This window comes from Pseudoalteromonas neustonica, from assembly GCF_001653135.1.
GTDB lineage: Bacteria > Pseudomonadota > Gammaproteobacteria > Enterobacterales > Alteromonadaceae > Pseudoalteromonas > Pseudoalteromonas neustonica.
This window is the reverse complement of record NZ_BDDS01000005.1, coordinates 93,908-114,495: the sequence shown is the minus strand read 5'-3', so window position 1 is coordinate 114,495 and position 20,588 is coordinate 93,908. Positions and strand designations below refer to the sequence as shown.

General features: G+C 40.0%; 14 protein-coding genes and 1 riboswitch. Of the genes, 6 read left to right on the top strand and 8 right to left on the bottom strand.

Annotated features, from left to right (window positions below; all coding sequences use genetic code 11):
- Entirely contained in the window at positions 1-945 is a 945-nt protein-coding gene (ylqF, locus tag A7967_RS09260; protein WP_054205870.1) for a ribosome biogenesis GTPase YlqF, read from the bottom strand.
- Between the two features lie 90 nt (positions 946-1,035).
- Between ylqF and A7967_RS09255 the strand changes: the two genes are divergently transcribed.
- Together A7967_RS09255 and A7967_RS09250 are read left to right on the top strand one after the other, a co-directional pair.
- Entirely contained in the window at positions 1,036-1,572 is a 537-nt protein-coding gene (locus A7967_RS09255; protein ID WP_054205869.1) for a YaeQ family protein, read from the top strand.
- A gap of 22 nt (positions 1,573-1,594) precedes the next feature.
- Complete coding sequence (locus tag A7967_RS09250; RefSeq protein ID WP_054454354.1) at positions 1,595-2,191, top strand: alpha/beta fold hydrolase; 597 nt, start codon at positions 1,595-1,597, stop codon at positions 2,189-2,191.
- Here A7967_RS09250 and A7967_RS09245 read toward each other — a convergent pair.
- On the bottom strand, positions 2,188-2,397 hold the full coding sequence (locus A7967_RS09245; RefSeq protein WP_054205867.1) for a hypothetical protein: 210 nt from the start codon (positions 2,395-2,397) through the stop codon (positions 2,188-2,190). The two genes, A7967_RS09250 and A7967_RS09245, sit on opposite strands and share 4 nt — an antisense overlap.
- 357 nt (positions 2,398-2,754) lie before the next feature.
- Between A7967_RS09245 and A7967_RS09240 the strand changes: the two genes are divergently transcribed.
- A complete protein-coding gene (locus tag A7967_RS09240) occupies positions 2,755-3,228 on the top strand; it encodes a Dps family protein (RefSeq protein WP_054205866.1) in 474 nt (157 codons plus the stop codon).
- Positions 3,229-3,456: 228 nt separating this feature from the next.
- Here A7967_RS09240 and A7967_RS09235 read toward each other — a convergent pair whose 3' ends face one another.
- A complete protein-coding gene (locus A7967_RS09235; protein WP_054205865.1) occupies positions 3,457-6,321 on the bottom strand; it encodes a TonB-dependent receptor domain-containing protein in 2,865 nt (954 codons plus the stop codon).
- Between the two features lie 241 nt (positions 6,322-6,562).
- On the opposite strand from A7967_RS09235, the gene A7967_RS09230 reads away from it, so the two are divergent.
- Positions 6,563-7,309: a LytR/AlgR family response regulator transcription factor gene (locus A7967_RS09230; RefSeq protein ID WP_054205864.1), complete on the top strand. Its 747-nt coding sequence runs from the start codon at positions 6,563-6,565 to the stop codon at positions 7,307-7,309.
- Here A7967_RS09230 and A7967_RS09225 read toward each other — a convergent pair whose 3' ends face one another.
- The 5 genes from A7967_RS09225 to A7967_RS09205 form a co-directional block, all read right to left on the bottom strand.
- Complete coding sequence (locus tag A7967_RS09225; protein ID WP_054205863.1) at positions 7,310-7,708, bottom strand: hypothetical protein; 399 nt, start codon at positions 7,706-7,708, stop codon at positions 7,310-7,312.
- Between the two features lie 20 nt (positions 7,709-7,728).
- A complete protein-coding gene (locus tag A7967_RS09220) occupies positions 7,729-9,807 on the bottom strand; it encodes a S9 family peptidase (RefSeq protein ID WP_054205900.1) in 2,079 nt (692 codons plus the stop codon).
- 102 nt (positions 9,808-9,909) lie between these two features.
- Positions 9,910-10,476: a hypothetical protein gene (locus tag A7967_RS09215; protein WP_054205862.1), complete on the bottom strand. Its 567-nt coding sequence runs from the start codon at positions 10,474-10,476 to the stop codon at positions 9,910-9,912.
- Between the two features lie 118 nt (positions 10,477-10,594).
- Positions 10,595-10,687, bottom strand: a riboswitch (cyclic di-GMP riboswitch).
- A gap of 185 nt (positions 10,688-10,872) precedes the next feature.
- Positions 10,873-14,046, bottom strand: coding sequence for an efflux RND transporter permease subunit (locus A7967_RS09210; RefSeq protein WP_054205861.1), 3,174 nt, complete (start codon positions 14,044-14,046; stop codon positions 10,873-10,875).
- Positions 14,047-14,061: 15 nt separating this feature from the next.
- The gene (locus A7967_RS09205; RefSeq protein WP_054205860.1) at positions 14,062-15,240 is read right to left on the bottom strand and encodes an efflux RND transporter periplasmic adaptor subunit; all 1,179 of its coding nucleotides are present in this window, start codon (positions 15,238-15,240) and stop codon (positions 14,062-14,064) included.
- Positions 15,241-15,530: 290 nt separating this feature from the next.
- Between A7967_RS09205 and A7967_RS09200 the strand changes: the two genes are divergently transcribed.
- Together A7967_RS09200 and A7967_RS09195 are read left to right on the top strand one after the other, a co-directional pair.
- Positions 15,531-18,047, top strand: coding sequence for a zinc-dependent metalloprotease (locus tag A7967_RS09200; RefSeq protein ID WP_054205859.1), 2,517 nt, complete (start codon positions 15,531-15,533; stop codon positions 18,045-18,047).
- A 163-nt stretch (positions 18,048-18,210) separates the two neighbouring features.
- Positions 18,211-20,472 carry a DUF5916 domain-containing protein gene (locus A7967_RS09195; RefSeq protein WP_054205858.1) on the top strand — a complete coding sequence of 754 codons (2,262 nt, stop codon included), beginning with the start codon at positions 18,211-18,213 and terminating at the stop codon, positions 20,470-20,472.
- Positions 20,473-20,588 lie beyond the last annotated feature (116 nt).

Below are 20,588 nucleotides of genomic sequence, written 5' to 3'. Positions count from 1 at the left end.
TTAACGGCGATTTTTACGCGCACGCGCTCGACGTTGTTTTTTCTCTTCTTCTTTAGCCGCTTTTTTAGCTTCAGCTGCTGCACGCAAGCCTGCAACCATTATTTCTTCTTCTTCACGCATGGCTGGCGTTTCCATAGTGATACGACCAATAATGCCATCACGTAATTCATTAATTAGAATTTCAGACATCTTATAAGTATCTATTTGATTACCACCACGAATACAACCACGCTTTTTGCCAGCCATTTCAACAAATTCCCAATCACTCTCTGGTAATTCATCAATTTTATAGCGTGCTTTTAAAAGTGCCGGGTAAGCACGTAACAAGTACTCAGCCGTATAACTTGCCACTTCTTCATACTCAATCGCGGTATCACGAATAGCGCCAGTTGCGCCCAAACGGTAGCCCGAGTTTTCGTTTTCTACTTTTGGCCACAACATGCCTGGCGTGTCGTAAAGCATAATGCCATCTTCAAGCTTAATACGTTGCTGGGCTTTAGTAACTGCAGGCTCGTTACCTGTTTTTGCTACAATTCGACCTGCTAACACATTGATCAAGGTAGACTTACCAACGTTAGGTATACCCATAATCATGGCTTTAATTTGCTTATCAGCACCCACTTTATGCGGTACTAACTTTTTACACAGCTCGTTAATACGATGAACCTCAGCCGCTTTATCGTTACCAAACGCAATAGCCTTTACGCCATTTTCCTGCTCAAAATAATCCTTCCAAATTTGCGTCATTTTAGGATCTGCTAAATCGGCTTTGTTCAATATTTTGATAACCGGCTTGCCTTCACGCAACGTCGCCACCATCGGGTTTTCACTGCTGTAAGGAATGCGCGCATCAAGCACTTCAATGATCACATCCATTTGTGGCATTATTTCTTTAATTTCATTACGGGCTTTATTCATATGCCCAGGGAACCACTGGATAGCCATTTTAAACTCCTACAGATAATTTAGTGCTATTTTAACTGGCTCGGCGAGTAATTGCGCTATACTGGCGCAAATTTTTTCAAATAAACTGTTATGGCTCTTAAATCTACGATTATTAAAGCGCAATTATCGCTTAGCGATATGGACCGCCACCTTTACCAAGATTTTAATTTAACCTTGGCGCAGCACCCTTCTGAAAACGATCAACGCTTGATGGTTCGCTTACTTGCGTACGCACTTAATGCGTGTGATGGCCTTGAATTTACCAAGGGGCTATCGGCTGACGATGAGCCAGAAGTGTGGCATAAAAACTACAGTGACGAGATTGAGCTGTGGATTGAGCTCGGTTTACCTGATGAAAAACGCCTTAAAAAAGCCTGTAATAAAGCTAAAAAAGTGGTGCTGTATACATATGGTGAAAATAACCAAGCAATTTGGTGGCAAAAACACCAACCTAAGTTGTATGATTTTAAAAATTTAAGTATTTTTAGTTTAGATTTTACTGCCACGCAGGCGCTTGCAGCATTAGTTGATCGTAACATTTCGCTGACAATGACTGTTCAAGATGGCGAAGTATGGGTAAGTACCGATAATACAAATATCGAGATAAAACCACAGCAATTAATGTAAGCATTATTAAATAAGGGCGTATATGGCAATTCAACAAGTTGTAGTATTACATGGTTTGTACATGTCAGGCTTTGTAATGCGCCCGCTGTGCTCTCGTTTAAAAAAGTCAGGCCTAGATATTCTTAACCTGTCTTATAATACGCTCAGCCCTGATCGCGATGCTATTTTTGCTCAAATTGATACTTTTATAGATAATAAAAATACGGCACTGGTGTGCCATTCAATGGGTGGGTTAGTGGCGCGCGCTTATCTTGAAGCAAATTCGCACCAAAGCCAAAATGTGAAGAAGGTTATTACGCTGGGAACCCCGCATAAAGGCAGCCATATTGCAGAGCAAATGCAGCAAAAAGGGTTTGAAGCATTTTTAAAAAACAGCGTTGAGTTTTTACTCTCTAAAAATGGTGATTGGCCGTTTAATGCTAAACTTTATAGTATTGCTGGCGATCTGCCTATTGGGTTAATGCCGCTTATTGCTAAGGGCAGCCAATCAGATGGTACTGTATTGCTTGATGAAACTAAGCTCAATGGCATGGCAGAACATAAGGTGTTTCACTTAAGTCACACCGGTATGATCTACTCACGCCAAGTAATGAAATACATTGTTGGGTTGCTCATTTAATCTTCTGCACTCGCTGCTACTTTGTAAGCAACAAATGCGATAATCCCTAAAATCAACGGTGTTGGTGCTGCGATATAACCAAATGTATCAAAATTAGCAAAGCTAGCACCCGCTAAGTGGCCTACCACCCCGACAACAAATGCCAGTAAAGCGATACCCACAACAACCAATTCCATTTTGCTTTCTTTTTGTGTTTTAGCCTGCATGTGAAATCTCCTAGTAATTAATCTAGTTTGATTATGCGCCGACTGTAAATGCCGATTTTGACCTAAATCAAACTATTTACCTGCCTTATTACTCAGCAATATAAAGCTTGTTCTAGATCATCTTTTTGAGTTTATTTTAACCAATAAACGACTATTTAACTCCTGGGGTAGTTTTTCTTAAATAAGCCCCCAGTTCATTAATTAGGGTCGCTTTTATTGAATTTTCAATCAGCGCCACATTAATAGGTAAAAACTATCAACATTATCGATTTCAACCATTTTACAGATTACAAAAAATGGCTGATACTCTTTATCAACAGCTCGAAAGTATCTTATTAATTTGTTCAGGAGAAAAATATGTCACAGGTAAATGCTATTGGCCTTAACAGTGCAAAAAGTGAAGATATCGTAACGTCACTTAATACACTGCTAAGTAGTTACCAAATTCAGTATATGAATGCGCGTGGTTTTCACTGGAATATTAAAGGTCGTAATTTCTTTGAACTACATGTGAAATTTGAAGAAATTTATAATCTATTACTTTTAAAAGTAGACGAAATTGCAGAGCGTATTTTAACGCTTGATGGCGCACCACTTCATGCGTTTTCTGACTACCTTAAAATTAGTGAAATTAAAGAAGCTAAAAACATCAGTGATGGAGTAGCCGCAGTAGAAAACCTGCTAGCAGGTTACAGCACACTGATTAAAATGCAGCGCGATATATTAGTCCAAGCTGGTGATGCTGGCGATGAAGGGACAGCGTCACTAATGGGCGATTACATTACCGAGCAAGAGAAACTTGTTTGGATGTTAAAAGCTTACTTAAATTAAGCCTTTTGCGGATAGATAAAAGCCCTCGTTAGAGGGCTCAAGTAGGGATAAATCGTTAAATAATAAGCGATTCAATTTGTATACTACCCTTTAACTAAATAACAACAACGCCACTGTTACCAGTGGCGTTTTTTTAGGTTTAAACGGCAAGCGTGTACGTAACCACTTATTCATAAATAACAAAAAGCCTCACAATAGTGAGGCTTTAGCTAAATCTTAAAAGTTAAATTAAAAGTCCTGTTTATAGTTCAAAAACCATGTTCCACCAGGAATATCATGAGCAGAATAGAATGAGTTAGCAAATGGATTTAAGGCAATTGGAGGCTCTTTTCTAAAGACATTACGCATACCTACACGCACACTTGCTTGCCAAGGTAGTGTATAGCTCGCTGATAAATCATGGTAAACAACACTTCCGATACGATTGAACCCAGCTTCATTTTCATCACCAGGATTGCCACGTTGATTACAAAGCTCCCGCGTTGCCAAGCCATCATCAACAAAATTATCAGGTATAGTGCAAGATTCTATCAAGTTACTGGTATATCGCATACCCCAAGTAACTGTTAAATCATCGTAACTCCATGTGGTATTAAAGGTACCACGCCAGCGTAAAATATCACTATTAATTGATGCAACTCGGTTATTAGCACTATTGATGTTTTCACCTACGCCTGCTGAGCGGTATTTATCTGTATATGAGCCATTTAAGCGAAACACAAAATTACCTAAATCTTGCGTATCAAAGCGGTAGTTAGCATTAAAGTCATACCCTTCAACTTCTAATTGATCTAAGTTAAATTGTGATGTGCGTACAGTCGCTATTCGGCCATCTTCACGGCGCTCAATGAAGCCACAAAACTCTTCTTCACCTTGAACATAACAGCGATCAAGCATTCCCCCTGCTGATATAGATGAGAGTGCGTCCTCTAACTCTATTTTGTAATAGTCGATAGTCATATCAAAACCATCAAGCCAACTTGGGTTATAAACAATACCGAATGTTTTAGTATTACCCTCTTCTGGTTTAAGTTCAGGGTTACCACCATTTAAAGCACGTAACTGGCCTGTAGGTTGAGTTGAACCTCCACTTGGTACATTATCCGCTAAGCAACGTGCTTGAACATCTGGTAACTGCAGCCCAAATTGCGTTGTATTACATGGATCTTGAACTGATGGAAAACCTTCGCCGCCACCTGCAAATAAGTTATCTACTGAAGGAGCTCTAAATGTATCTGAATAGTTACCGCGTAACATCAGATCATCATAGATCCGCCATGTAAAACCAACTTTAAAACTTTCGTTATCAAAATTTGAAGTTACTGGGTCAACACCTACAAACCCGCTATTTTCAAAATCAGCAAAACGCCCTGCAAGGCTAATATCCAGCTGTTGTACGCCAGGTAAATCAGCTAATAATGGTACTGCAAATTCAAAATAGGCTTCTTCAGCTGTTTGACTACCGTTGGTTGGTTCTCTGAAATTACTTGAACTTAAACCCGCAGCGATTAATGCATCAGGACTATCAACGAAAGTATTTGTACGTTTTTCTACTCCCGCTGCAAACCCTAACCAACCTGCTGGTAACTCAAATAACTCACCACTAATATTTGCAGCAAAGTTAGTCGTGCCAGTATTCACTTGATCATTCAATTCATAACCAATGTAATTAGCCATTTCGCTTGTAAAACCAGTTTCCCCATTAAAAATATTCAATGGTACACAACCCGCAATTGTATTATCAGCGGTACCGCACTGTGCAACACCATCTGCGATAAACGAGGGTCCCACTGCATTTCTTAAATTTTGTAAATTTACGTAGTTTTGACCTTTTACACTGCGACTTGAGTCACCTCTGGACATTGACACATCCCAAAGCAATACTCGATCTGCAACTTCAAACTCACCTTCAAAACCGCCCGTAATAAAGTATGTATCGTAGTCTTGAATATTTGTACGCGGGCCAATTGGGAGCGTTCTAAAACCAAAGGACGCCAAATCTTCACCGAATGGGTTATAGATACTATCTTTGCTGAAAGGTATTTCCCACTGTGGCCCTGAAAAACCTGCGGTAAGCGGCACTGCTGCAATTTGCGTTACAGATTTTCGTTGGTTATATGTAAAATCAACAAAAGCTCTCAGCGAGTCTGAAAACTCGTGGTTAACCTTTGCGAAAACGTTAAACCTATCAGAAGGGGTTTTTAAATAGTTAGTTGGTGCAAAATTATAACGGTGCTTTGTCCCAAATGGTTCGAAATCATCGGCGGTGCGAATACCATCACCTTCTTTTGCTGGATCTAAAGATAAGTTTCCGTCTGAAGTACCAAAAATACCATAAAGACCAAAAGCACTACCAAAGCGCTCTGGTATATAAGCAACAGGATATTGTGATATTTCTCTATCGCCAGCGCCTATTTCTTTTTCTTCTGATTTTGAGATATTCAAAAATAACGAGGTATTACCTTTTATTGTACCAATCGAAATACCCGCTTGCTTGTATTCCCCATCACCTTCAAAGTTTGCACCTATGCTTGCATCTAAGCTAACACCTTCAAATCCATCTTTAGTAATTATATTTACTACACCTGCGATTGCATCAGTGCCATATACTGCAGACGCACCATCAGCCAAAATATCAACACGCTCTACAATCGCTATTGGGATTTGTGAAATATCGACTTGCCCACCACCTAAAGCTAAAAATCGACGGCCATCGACTAAAACGAGTGTTCGGTTATCCCCTAGGTTTCGTAATGAAATAGTTTGCGAGCCATCATTACCATTAGTGTTATTCGTTAATTGTGTTAGTCCTGATAGATCGGCCTGAGCAACTGTTTGTAATAATTCACCAATGTTCTGAACCCCTGAAGACTCAATAGCTAAACGACCAATCGACGTAACTGGTGATGATCCTTCAATGTCCGCTCTTTTAATACGGGAGCCTGTAACCTCGATACGCTCGACTTTTTCAGCGGTCCTTGCCTCGGCCGCCACACCTTGAAATGATAAACCGCTAAATAAGGCTGCACTTAGCCCGATTGTTAATGACGATTTTTTAAATGCAACCGCATGAGCTTTGTTTGTTATTTTCATATTAATTCCCCTGAATTATCGTTTTTCTAAGTAACGAAAATGTTACTAAGCGATAACACTAAGGAAATAAAAAAATTCACTCTATCGTTATTACGTCAATCGCATAGTTGGTGGTGCAACAGGCGGGTTTGATGTGATCGAGCAATAAAACACATACAACAAAATTAACATTTTAAATTTAATATGAATGAAATTGGGATAATTCAGGTCTTCTTTGTTAAATATATAATGAGAATATCAAATGTTTACTGCTTACTTTAATGCCTTAACACTCGTTAACGATGAAGAATTCAATGCTCTGCTTGATATACAGCTTGATGGCAACAGGCATTTTTATTCCCATACATCAACAACCTTAGAGCAATTAGAGAAACTTGATACAAGCCAATTTAATGTCATATTGCTGCAACTATCCGAGGCACCACAACCGACCCTACTGATCCAACTTGTTGACCTGAGTAAAAACGCTAAATTAGTTATTATTGCTGACGATCCAAAGCTCGCGACTTTAGCTTTTGAGATAGGTGCCGTCGATTTTATTACTACACATAGCCCTATTTCACGGCTAAATAAGTGTTTTGAAAAACTTATCCATCTATGCCCTTTAGCAAGTGCGATGGAGCAAGCACATCAACTTACAAAACCATTGCTAAATTCACACCTAATAGTTAAAGATGTTGGGAAAGTGAGGCTCATTGAAATAGACGACATTATTTGGATTAATGGCGCAGGAAATTATGTCGAGCTGCATTTTTGGCAACAAGATGCCGCTGTATTACACCGTGAAACGATGAAAAATATTGAGCAACAGCTCGCCCCTGCGGGGTTTATCAGAGTTCATCGTTCAACACTCGTAAAGCAAGCTGTTATTTCTGAGCTGACAGCCACCGATAGTGGTGACTATAAGCTAAAACTAAAAAATGGCGTGCAACTCAATCTCTCAAGGCGTTATAAAAATAGCTTAGCGACGATATTACAAACCGCTTAATTAAAGCCAGTTTTTTACATAAATATGCTCTGGATATTGCTGCGTATATTGTTGCAAGCTAGCGTGATACCGTACATCCATACCACTTTCACGCCAAATGTTCTCAAGCAGGCTTTGAGCTATTAAGTTTGGTTGAATATAATCAACTTGCTTATAGCCTCGCGCTTTTACACCATGAAAATATGCCTGTGCGACCTCCAAGCTATCGGCCGTTACTAATTCAAAGTCTGCTAAATTAATGACGGCATGCTCTATTGAATTAGGTGGTAACTTGGCTAGGTCATCAAACACTTCTTTAGTGAACGCAATCACACCTTCACGATTAAAGCATCCACTGATTTTAATATAAATTATTGGAGGTTCAATGGAGTATTGCCAATTACCATGCGCGCCAAACATTTTAGTACCTCATATGGTAGTTAAATTTTAGCTAAGCTAATAAAAAATGCCATTTCCAGCGCTTTTTCTTCTAAGCTTTTAAAGCGTCCAGATGCACCACCATGGCCTGCATCCATATCCGTTTTAAATACTAAAATATTATCATCTGTTTTGTATTCTCGCATTTTAGCCACCCACTTCATTGGCTCCCAGTATTGAACCTGAGAATCATGCAATCCTGTCGTGACCAATATGTTTGGGTATGCTTGTGCCTTTATATTGTCATACGGTGAGTATTTATCAATCACATTATAATAGTCAAGGTCATTTGGATTTCCCCATTCATCGTATTCGTTAGTGGTCAAAGGGATTGATTCGTCAAGCATCGTTGTCAGCACATCTAAAAATGGCACGTGGCAACCAACCCCTAAGTAAAGCTCTGGTGCTTGATTAACGACGGATCCCATTAATAAACCACCTGCACTACCACCTGAGGCAAAAACCTTATCTTGTGCTCCATAACCTTGAGCTACCAATGCGTTAGTTGCATCAACAAAGTCATTAAAACTATTTTGCTTATGCTCTTTTTTACCTTGTTCATACCAATCTCGCCCCAGCATTTCGCTGCCACGCACATGGGCTATTGCATATACAAATCCACGATCTAGCAAACTAAGTGAAGTGCTCGAAAAGCTAGGATCTATGGTGTAACCATACGCACCATAACCATATTGAAAAAGTGGATTGGTTCCATCTTTATTAAATGTGTCTTTACGATACACTAGAGATATGGGTACTTTTACGCCATCACGTGCTGTTATCATTAATCGTTCTGAGGCGTAATTTTCAGGATCGAAGTCACCTAAAACTTGCTGTTGTTTTAATAAGGCCTTTTTACCGTTATTTAAATCGACTTCATACAGCGAACCCGGTGTTGTCAGGCTTGAATAATAAATACGTGCCACGTGCGAATCATGCTCTGGGTTCATTGCGATAGCGGCATAGTAACAAGGGTCATCAAATTCTAACGTCATTCGTTGCTGTTGTTTATTAATAACAATAAAACGCGTTTGTCCTTGCTCGCGCTCAGTCAGCACTAAAAAATCGTTAAATATTTCAACACCTTCTAAAAGTACCTCTGCACGATGGGGCGTGTGCTCAAGCCACTGCATCTTATCCGCAATAGTGGTGGCGGTTGCCGTCATTAAACGAAAGTTTTTTGCCTGCCAATTAGTAACAATATAAAATGTGTCATCAAGTTTATCGATATCAAATTCATGACTTTCTTCACGCGGCATCAACTGAGCAAATTCGCCCCAAGGCTGATTAGCATCTAACACCCACATATCATTAGTTTCAGTGCTCGCTAAATCAATAATAATTAAGCTTTCATCGCGGCTTTTACCTAACCCCATAAAAAAGCTGCGATCTTGTTCTTCATACACTAATACGTCGTCAGATTGTGGTGTACCTAATACATGGCGATAAACCTGATACCCCAACAGGGTTTTAAGATCTTTTTTAACATAAAAAACCGTCTTATTGTCGTTCGCCCAAACAACTTGGCCTTCGGTGTTTTCTAATACATCCTCAAGCAAACCATCGCTATCAATTTTTTTAAATTTAACCACATAAATACGACGACCATCGGTATCTTCAGAGTAAGCAAGTAGTTGTTCATTTGGGCTAATCGCCACCTCGCCTAACTCGTAAAATTCAAAACCTTCAGCAAGTAGGTTTACATCTAATAGCAATTGTTTATCTGCCGTAGTCATTGAACGACTACGGTAATGGCGAGAGTATTCGTCATCGCCACGTACTTCACTGTGGTACCAATACTCGCCATCTTTTACCGGGTAGGTATTGTCATCTTTAACAATTCGCCCTTTTAGCTCCTCAAACAATTGTGTTTGAAAAGGCTTAATTTTTGCGAGTTGCTGATCGCAATAATTATTTTCGGCTTCTAAATGTTTAAGTATCGCAGGCTCAGAGCGATCATCATCACGCATCCAATAGTAATCATCAATTCGTGTTTTTTGATGTGTTGTTAAAGTATGCGGCTGCTTATGTGCAACCGGCGCATTTGAAAGTACAGACAACGATAAGTTTGATTGAGCCACAGAAAAACCAATAAAAAATTTTGAGAATCTGAGTCTACCATAATTTTTAAATGCGCATAAAAAAGCCCACTCAATGAGTGGGCCAAAAAATGCCAAATAGCATTAGGGGGAAACTTGCTGCCAAGCTAAATTCCAACTTTGGCCAACACCAGGCTCATAAAGTGGGTTATTTTCTTCTTTAACTTTGCAAAATTGACTGAAAGGCCAAGGCTTACATTTATAAATTAAACCTGTTTTTGGCTGTAATACTTTAACGCCGGCATTATAGTCATTACTTTTTTCTGGGTAAACATAATCATATGCTGGTTTGTCTGTTTTTATGTCATCGCACTTTGCAATGCAATGAAACGTTATTTCAGCACGTTCAATTCCACACCCCTCAAGGGCGTAAATTTGATTTGACCGATAGGCAACGATTAGCCCTTGTTCGGTCATTTTACCTGCTTCAACTAGCGGTATATGTGTATTAATGTATTCGGCAATAAAACGCGGCCAACTGTGTGGCTCACCCTGCTCAGCGCTGGTGATTTGGTAGTTAAATGATAAACCGACTAGCTCTCCTTGCATGTCAAAAAAGGTTACCGTCACCCTATCACCCACAAATAATTGGGTATGGTGATTTAAGCAACCAATTGGCATCCATTTTCCGCAAGCCAATGACGTATGCATAAACAAAGCAACACCTTAAGAATCACTAATAGGTACTATCCATCATTTGACGGATAAAATAAATACTTTTTTATTACTTTTAGGACAAATGGCACACAGTGAGGGTGTAATAACGCCGTGCGACGGCTCCGCTATCTTAGTTTTAGCACGCTAAAACCTTAGACCGGAAACTTTGCGTCCTAACCTTTCGATTAGTTTGCCAATACAGGTGGATTATAAAGTGAGCTGCATCACAAATCAAACAAAAGAATGTAATCAAAATAAAAAACCAACCCTTAACACCTATAAAAATTAAAAACCGACTGTTAAAGGTGGCCTGAGTATCGATTTAAAAAGCAAAAAGCCAGTGCGTAATGCACTGGCTTTTATAACTCATTAGATTTGAGTTGTTTTTCTTTAGGCAAGTTGTTTCCTACGTGAAAATAGGCCTTTTATTTTTCTAAATAGGCCTCTAAATACGCCACCTACGTCACTCATTATAATGTACAAACACGGTACTAATAAGAGTGTAATCAGGGTTGCAAACATAACAGCAAAACCAAGAGCAACCGCCATTGGTATTACGAATTTAGCCTGTAAACTGGTTTCAAACATAATCGGTAATACACCAGCAAACGTAGTAATTGAAGTAAGTAAAATAGGCCTAAAGCGCGCACAACCCGCTTCAATTACAGCATCTTTAATACTCACTCCAGCACGACGCGCTTGGTTTACAAAGTCAGTCATAACCAATGAATCATTGATCACAACACCTGCGGCAGCAATTAAGCCAAAACCTGACATTAAGCTAATATCTAAACCAAACCAGTAATGACCCCAAATTGCTCCCGTTAAACTAAACGGAATAACCGACATTACGATAAGAGGCTGTGCGTAACTTTTTAGTGGAACCGCTAACAAAATATAAACTAAAAACATGCCTCCAATAAAGAACATGATCTGCTCATTAGCTTGTGCTTGTTGTTCCTCTATAGCACCACCTAGCTCAGACTTAACACTTGGGTATTCTTCTTTAAGCTGCGGTAGTAGGTTTTCTTTCACTTGCTTAACCACTTCGTTTGGCTCTATCACTTCTTCGTCGATGCTGCCATATATGTATACTGTACGGTAACCACCTTCTCGGCGAATATAGCTGATACCTGGCTTTTCTGTAAGCTCAACCACATCACCAAGTAATACTTCTCGGCCTTGCGGAGTTGTGATCACTGCATGCTTAAGCGATGAAAAAGCTTCACGAGTGAGTTTTGGGTAACGCACCATTACACGTACTTCTTCACCACCGCGAATAACACGCTGCGCTTCACCACCATAAAAACTCGCCCCAACTTGATTAGCAATCGATGCTAAATCCAAGCCTAAATCATAGGCAACTGGCTTTAAGCTCATTTGCACTTCTTTGCTCGCAGGGTCAATGGTTGAGCTGATATCAAACAATCCCTCTTGTTGTTGCAATAATTGAATAAAGCGACGCCCAGCTTCATTAAGAGTGTTGATATCAGAACCAAATAATAGATAACCAAACTCACCATCACCACCGCCACCATTAACGTCATCTTGGATTGTGAGTGATTTTACACCGGCAATATTTGGCATAGCATCACGCCAGCGACGTGAAAGCTCAAACGCATTGTATGGGCGTAAATCTTCTTCAACCAACGGTGCAAGTAACTGGGCTTCAGTACGACCTTGATTAAATACTAATACGTCACGAACAATCTTTTGGCCAAACTCACGCTCAGTTTGTTTATCAACTTCTAGTACCATGGCTTCGATTTCACGAATAGCAGTAATCGTTTGAATATCAGAAGCGTTATCGTTCATCTCTAGGTTAATTTGTGGAAAATCGTGCGGTACTTTTGGTGTAGGAACCATGCGTACTTGGTTTGATGAAATTAATCCAAAGGTAAAAATTAACATCCCGATAAAACCAAACAGTACCACCCAACGCCACTCAACACAGCGCACAACAAAGCGCTTATAAGGGCCATTTACAAAACCAAAAAAGCGATTATTAAAACGCGCTCGCCAACCATTCGGATCGATAGGCGGAAAGTTCGTGTGTGCAATATGCGCTGGCAATATTAGCTTTGATTCGATCAAACTAAATATTAAACATAAAATCACAATGACGGCGATACCATAAAAGAAAGCACTCTCAGGACCACTTGATAACGTAAACGGGGCAAATACTGCAATGGTTGTTAAAACGCCAAAAGTTGCAGGGGTCGCCACACGTTTTGCGCCGTTGACTACATTAACTACACCGCCACCTTTTTTCTCTATTTCAGTGTAGGCACTTTCACCGATGACAATGGCGTCGTCCACCACAATCCCTAGCACCATTATAAAGGCAAAGAGTGAAATAATATTTATGGTCACACCAAATAATGGCATCATCATCATCGCGCCAAGGAAGCAAACTGGCAAACCAATCATTACCCATAACGCCAATTTAAAGCGCAAAAATATTGATAACATAATCGCGACCAATACCGCTCCTTGCAATAAATTGGATAGCATCATGTCTAGGCGGGCATTTAGGTAGTAGGTCATATCCATTAACGGTTCTAGTCGAACACCTAATGGAAGATTTTTATTTTTTTGATCAATATACGCTTTTACAGACTCTGCAACTGGGATCATATTTTGATCTTCGGTTGCCTTTACTGATAAGTAAACTGCATTTTCACCGTTAAACTTAAAGTAACGTTCGCCTTCAGTAAATTGGTCTTTTATTACTGCAATGTCTTGCAGTAATACTTTAGCACCATTTTCACCTATTTTAACGGGGATCTGACGGAACTCTTCACCTGAATAAAATTGGTTTTCAACTCGTACTGAAATAACACCCGAGTCTGTTTTTAACTGCCCAGCTGAAAAATTAGCTGAATAACGACGTATCGCACCTGCGACGTCAGTTAACGTTAAATTATACTGGCGCAATGTGTCAGGTTCGATTTCAATCGCAATTTCATCAAGCGGTACATCATTAACAACCAACGACACATTTGATAACTGCAGTAATTCGCTTTCAATACGATTGGCAATCGGCTTAAGCTCGCTCAATGGTAAGTCAGCAACTAAAGTCATACCAATCACATCTTGGCGGAATTCTATTTGACTTATGGTGACCGGTTCCATTCCTGCAGGAAAAGTTGCAATACCATCTACGCGCAACTTAACTTTATCAAGCACTTCACTTAATTCAGCATCAGTATTTATTTCTAATTGCGCGCTACCGCCATTACGAAATGAGCGATAGACACCTTTTTTGATTTCGGTAATATCCTTTAAAGACTCTTCAATCTTAATTAAGATACTTTCTTCCATTTCCTGAGGTGACGCCCCCGGGTAATTAGCATTAATAGAAATATAATTGATTTCAACGTTTGGGAACATCTGGCGTTGCATCGTAAAAAAGCTTATAACACCCATCAAAATGATAAAAAACATCATTAAATTTGCGGCAACGGAGTTATTCGCAAAGTAGGCAATTATACCTGTTTGCTTCTCTTTGCTTACAGGATCAACACTTGGTTGATCTGAGCTGGGTAATTCAGTGTTATTCATAACGCAGTCACCCTTTTATAATTTTTCTGTGGCTGCACTATCTAGCGCATCACTTTTTTTAACGTCTGGAACACCCGCAACTTTTACTGCCATACCCTTTTGTGGGTACTCAGGTAAAGTAACAACAAGTTGATCATCCGCTTCTAATCCATCGCTGATATAAAAGTATTCACCCTCTTCGCGAATTACTTTCACTGTACGTGACTCTAATTGCTGCTCTTCATTTACAATCCATACAGTTTGATTATTAACCAGCTCTTGCGGTAAACGATAAATATTCTGCAACATCGTCCCTGCAAAGTTTACTTGTACATAACTGCCAAATTTAATTGCTGGTTGTTTATTTGTAAGGCCATATGGGTCATCAATACGCACCACTAAACTACTCATACGCGTTGCGTTATCAATCACACCAAGATCTCGATCTATTACTGCTTGGCGAGTAAAACCATGTAAACCTGTTTTAATCACTGTTGCTGTAATACCTTTTACGCGCTCAGGTAAAAATACATTATCAAAACCAGCGATAGGAATGATGATTTCTGCTTGTTCGATATTATTTAATTCTCCAATTTGAGAACCCATATTAATATATTGGCCAACACCAATATCACGGCTAACAATAAGTGCGTCATAAGGGGCTGTTACATCACAATTATCTAAATCACGTTGCGCTCGCTTTAAACGAGCTTGAGCTGATTTAACAGATGCTTGGGCACTTAATACTTGTGGTTCACGTAAAAATAATGCGGTACGCACTTTACCAGGGAAACGCTTTGCTTCATCGCCAGCAACCTGAGCTTGCGCCTGCTCTTCAATTAGTTTCGATTGCGCTTGGGCCAGCTCTGCTTCAGCCTGTAATAAGGCTGCTTCGTAGTTATCTTTTTCGATACTAAACAATGTTTCACCGCGGGCAACTATGCCACCTGCAACAAAGTTTGGATGCCAACTCACCACTTCACCCGACACTTGTGCAGAAAGGCGTGTGCTTTCAAGTGGCTTAACTTCGCCATAGCTATTAATAACCACTTGGTGATTGTTAGCCGAGACAGGCTCAACTTTTACAGTGGGTCGTGTATCTACGATTTCTTTCTTATCTGGCTCTTGTGCGATTGCATTTATTCCCACAAAGCCGACAATACCTATGCCTAGTGCGACAAAAGGAAGTATCCATTTCAATATACCTGTACGCATTATTATTATTCCCCTTAAAATTTCACTGACAGTATAATAACAGAGCTAAATGAAACATTAACGTGACATTTGTAAGCAACTGTTACAATTCATGTACCAAAACAGGAACGCTTATATTTTACTCTGTTTATCTTTTAGAAATCATTTTTTGAACATTTTGTTACAATAAAATAAATATTAAAATCAACACATTACATTGAACGCAACAGCATTCATCGCGGTTCTCTTTTTTCATTAATTTTATTCGGTACTATTACCTAAATTTTTTACAAGCTGAATGAAATATAAAAATGAAATTAACTACACTCACATTAGCACTGAGCTTAGCATTAGCAACCAGCGGCCACACATTAGCTGCCGATAAAAAAGATGACAAAAAAAGTAAAACTATTGCTGAATTAATTAAAAACAAAACTGAATTCGCTGGTATTTTTAGCTTATACCAAGACGAAAAAACTGGCGATCACTTAATGGTGATTAACGAGTCGCAACTTGATACGCCATTTGTGTATTTCGCACATACTGTTGATGGCGTGACTGATGCTGGACATTTTCGCGGCGCATACCGTGAAACCAAGCTAATTGAATTTAGAAAGTACTTTGACCGTATTGATATTATTAGTAAAACACCGCGTTACCAGTTTGATGCAAACAGCGCAATTGCAAAAGCAGCCGATGCCAATATCAGTGAAGCGGTACTCGCTAGTATTAAAATTGAAAAACAAGAAGAAGGCAAAATCGCTTTTAATGTAGATAAGCTTTTTCTAAGCGAAGCGCTACATAAAGTATCGCCATGGCCAAACCCAAACGACAAAAACGCTAAAAAACGTTTTAAAGTCGGCAAATTAAGTGATAAAAAATCGCGCATTATAAAACAACGCCCTTATGCTAATAACTTAGATATTGTTGTAGATTATGTATTTGAAAATGCTAACCCAAGTGTTCGTGGCTCAAGCGCCGTTAGCGACCCTCGCAATGTATCTGTAAAAGTACAACATTCATTTGTAGCTTTACCTGACAATAACTATCAACCGCGTATTGATGATGCTCGCATTGGTTACTTTACTAACCAATTTGATCAAATGACTTCGCCAGATTGGGCACCATATAAAGATGTGATAAAACGCTGGGATTTACAGAAAAAAGATCCAAGCGCCGCATTATCAGAGCCAGTAAAACCGATCACATGGTGGATTGAAAATACCACACCAGTTGAATGGCGTGACACCATTGCAAAGGCAACGCTTGCATGGAATACATCGTTTGAAAAAGCGGGAATTAAAAATGCCATCGTAGTAAAAATACAACCAGATGATGCTGATTGGGATGCGGGCGATATAAATTATAACGTACTACGTTGGACTTCATCACCTAAGCCTCCATTTGGTGGTTACGGCCCTGCACTTGCAAACCCGTTAACCGGCGAAATCCTCGGCTCAGACATCATGCTTGAGTTTGTGTTTATGAAAAACCGCTGGATTTACGACACGCTCTTTACTCAAGGCACTATGAGCCACAGTAATGAACATGCAAATACCGGTGAACTAAACTGCTCTCTTGGTCATGAAATTCAACAAAATATGATGCTTGCAAATAGCCTATCAACAGGTGCCAGCATTGAAGATAAAGAAATTTTGCGCCAGGGTCTTACACAGTTAGTTTTACATGAAGTCGGCCACACACTGGGCCTTAACCACAACATGAAGTCATCTATATTGTGGAATGAAAAAGACGTACATGACAAAACAAAAACGCAAGGGATCGTGACGGGTTCTGTTATGGATTATGCCCCAGCTAATATCGCACCAATTGGCATGACACAAGGTGACATTTTCCAAACTAAGCCTGGTCCTTACGATGATTGGGCCATAGAATTTGGTTACAGCCAAGCCAAACCAGATAATACTGCTGAACAACAACGTCTAGAAGCCATCTTAGCCCGCTCAACAGAACACAAACTTGCCTTTGGTAATGATGCTGATGATATGCGTGCGCCAGGTCGCCATATTGACCCACGCGTTATGATTGGTGATATGTCGTCTAATCCTGCAGCATATGGCGCAGACAGAATGGCACTAATCAATAAGCTGTTTACTGAACTTAAAGATAAAGCCCGTATTGAAGGTGAATCGCATCAACAACTGCTAATCTCGGCAAACAGCTTGTTTGGTCAATACAGAACACAAGCTAATGTGATTTCTCGTCAAATTGGTGGTGTGTATGTAGAGCGTGCTGTAGTAGGTGGGAATGAGGCGGTTGCACCTTATACACCAGTGCCACTTGAACGCCAACAGCAAGCGATGCAAATTTTAGCTAAAAACGTATTTGCACCGGACGTGCTAACTAGCATGAAGCCACTTTATAGCTTCATGCAACAGCAGCGTCGTGGTTTTAATCATTACGGTAAAAATGAAGATCCTAAACCGCATAAAATGATTTTAGGCATGCAAAAATCAGTGTTATCGCAGCTGCTACACCCTGCTGTAATGCAGCGTATTTCAGACACCGCACTTTATGGTAACCAATACAGCCTTAGTCAATTTATGGAAGAGTTATCAGCCAGCATTTTTGTCGATAGTAAACGAGCGAACTCAATCAGCCACAATTTACAAATTGAATATGTAAATCAGCTAATTGCTATTGCCGGACTGGGCAAGACAAGCAAGCACGATAACCTAGCTAAAACAGCCGCACTTTATCAACTAACCCAAATTGCTGATCTCAGCACTGCGTGGGGAGCAGATACGGCAACTAAAGCACATAAAAAGTATATAGACCGCTTAATTAGTAAAGCACTAGAAGCATAAGTCGTTAGACCGTACCTTTATTATATGATCGTCTTGATCAATATAAAAAAGTACGGTCTTTTTATAACACCAAATTATTGATATTTATGCGTAAATTAACCTAACAACATTACTTTCACTTACGCGCCAGTAAATACTCGGTAATTAAATGACAGGAATAGTTATGACTGGTTTGTCTCGGTTCCCCCAAACTTGGTTGCAAAAAAATAAAATTCATTTTAGCCTCGCCCCCTTAGCACTCGCCTGCTCTATTAGCCTTTTTTCTCAACACACTAGCGCAATGGAAGTTGACGGCCAATTAAATGAAGTGCAGTGGCAAACAGCGCACACATTAGTATTAAATAAAACAATTAGACCTTTTAGTCTCGCGGCTGCGCCAGTTGCCTCTGAAGTGAAATACTTTACGAGTGAAGAAGGCATTCACGTTGCAGTTATTGCTCAGCAACCTAAAACACAGCAAACAGCCATGCGTACAGCCCGCGATAGCAATCTTGAAAGTGACTATATTGAACTCATCATTGATTTTGACAACAGTAAAAATACCGCTTATGGCTTTATTCTTGGCAACGGCGGCTCAATGCGTGATGGCATTTGGCAAAACAATAATAGCTTTAAAAGCGACTGGGACGGTACGTGGTTTGGTAAAACCACACAAACTGATAACAGCTGGACTGCTGAATATCTAATCCCTTGGTCAGTTGCCCCCATGGCACAAGCAAGCAGCGCACAACGTCAGCTTGGCCTTTTTGTCCGTCGTCACGACGTCAAATCTGACAGTAGCTACAGCCAAGTGCCTACATCTCGTGAGCAACCTGATTTTATCCGCGAGTTTGGTACTGTTAGCGTTGATAATTTTGCCAGTTCATCACTGGAAATATTCGGCTCCGCAATGTATCAACGAGATATGTTGAACAGCAAAAATAGCAGCAATCTGAGTCTTGATATATTTTGGCGACCAGATGCGAGCCAGCAATTAAGCGTGGCGCTAAACCCTGATTTTGGCCAAGTTGAATCTGATAACCTCGTCGTTAACTTTTCACCATTTGAAACATTCTTTGCCGAACGTCGCTCTTTCTTCACTGAAAACCAGTCACTGTTCGACTTGCAAGGTAATGCAGGGTTGCGATTAGTGCATACACGGCGCATTGGTGTTGATGGCGATATTGATGCTGCAGTAAAATACACCCGCAATGGTCAAAACATAGATTTTGGTGCCATGATGGTTATCGAAGACGATACTCACAGCGGTTTAGACGCAAGTCGTTTTGCTACAGCCAGAGGTCAATATAAGTTCGCAAAAGCACAAGTTGGTTATTTAGCCACTTACGCAGATAGAGCCAGCGAAGGGCGAGAAGCGCAAGTACACACTATTGATTTTAGAACAGATGTCAGTGACAGCATACAAATACAGGGTCAGTTCAGCGGCAGTTTTATTGATAATAAACACACACAAGAGCCTGACACACAAGGCCAAGGCGCATGGTTTAATGTGGTGCATAAATTTAATGATAACTGGCAGCAACGACTTAATTTAACGCGCTACACTGATGATTATGACGTTAACGATCTAGGCTTTTTATCGCGCAATGATTTACAGCGTATTTACTACTCTAATGAGCGTTATTTTACAGACTTTAGTGCCGATGATTCATTAAAGCAGCGCCGTGTTGAACTTGCTGCGCGAGTTGATTACAACAGCCAAGGCGATCATCTAAAAAGCTTTATATTTCTCAGCGGTAATGAAGAATACAAAGATACCTCATTTTTGTTTTGGCGCGCTGAATATATCACCTCAGGTAAAGATGACCGTACTAGTCGTGGCAATGGTATATTCAATACCGAGTCAGGTTACGAATTTTTTACTGAATATAACTTTGGTAATCAAAACAAGTTTCGCCACCATATTGGTTTAGGGTATGAAGACACTTTTTCTGACGGCCAAGCCACCAGCTTACATTACCATCCCAGTTATTACTTCACTGATAATTATCGTATATCGTGGAGCTTGTGGGCAGAACAGGAAAAAGACAGTTTACTGTGGATAGATAATCAACTGGCTCGCTATAACTTTAAAGAGCTTAATAACAGCATTGATTTTGATGCCACTATTGATGATAAACAAGAACTAAGAGTACGCTTTCAGTGGATCAGTGCCACAGGTACAGATGGCCAAGCACAGCGTATTAATAGTAACGGCGACTTATACGCTAGCAATGCGGTAGCCAATGACTTCTCGCGCTCTACCACTCGTATGCAAATTCGCTATCGTTATGAGCTGTCGCCACTATCAAATATATTTTTAGTCTACAGCCGAGGCGGACGTTCGGTGAATGACTTAAATCAGGCTAACTTGGAGTTATTTAGTGAAGGTTGGGGAGAGCGCACTGGCGATAATTTTGTCGCAAAAATCCGCTACCGCTTTTAAGCCTACTTAATCAGCACTCTGATTACTCACCCCAAGCCTGTTAACTAAGCCTGGGGTGAGTAACGCGTATTCAAAACCGAACACAGCCGTGTTCGATATCGAACACACATCTACTA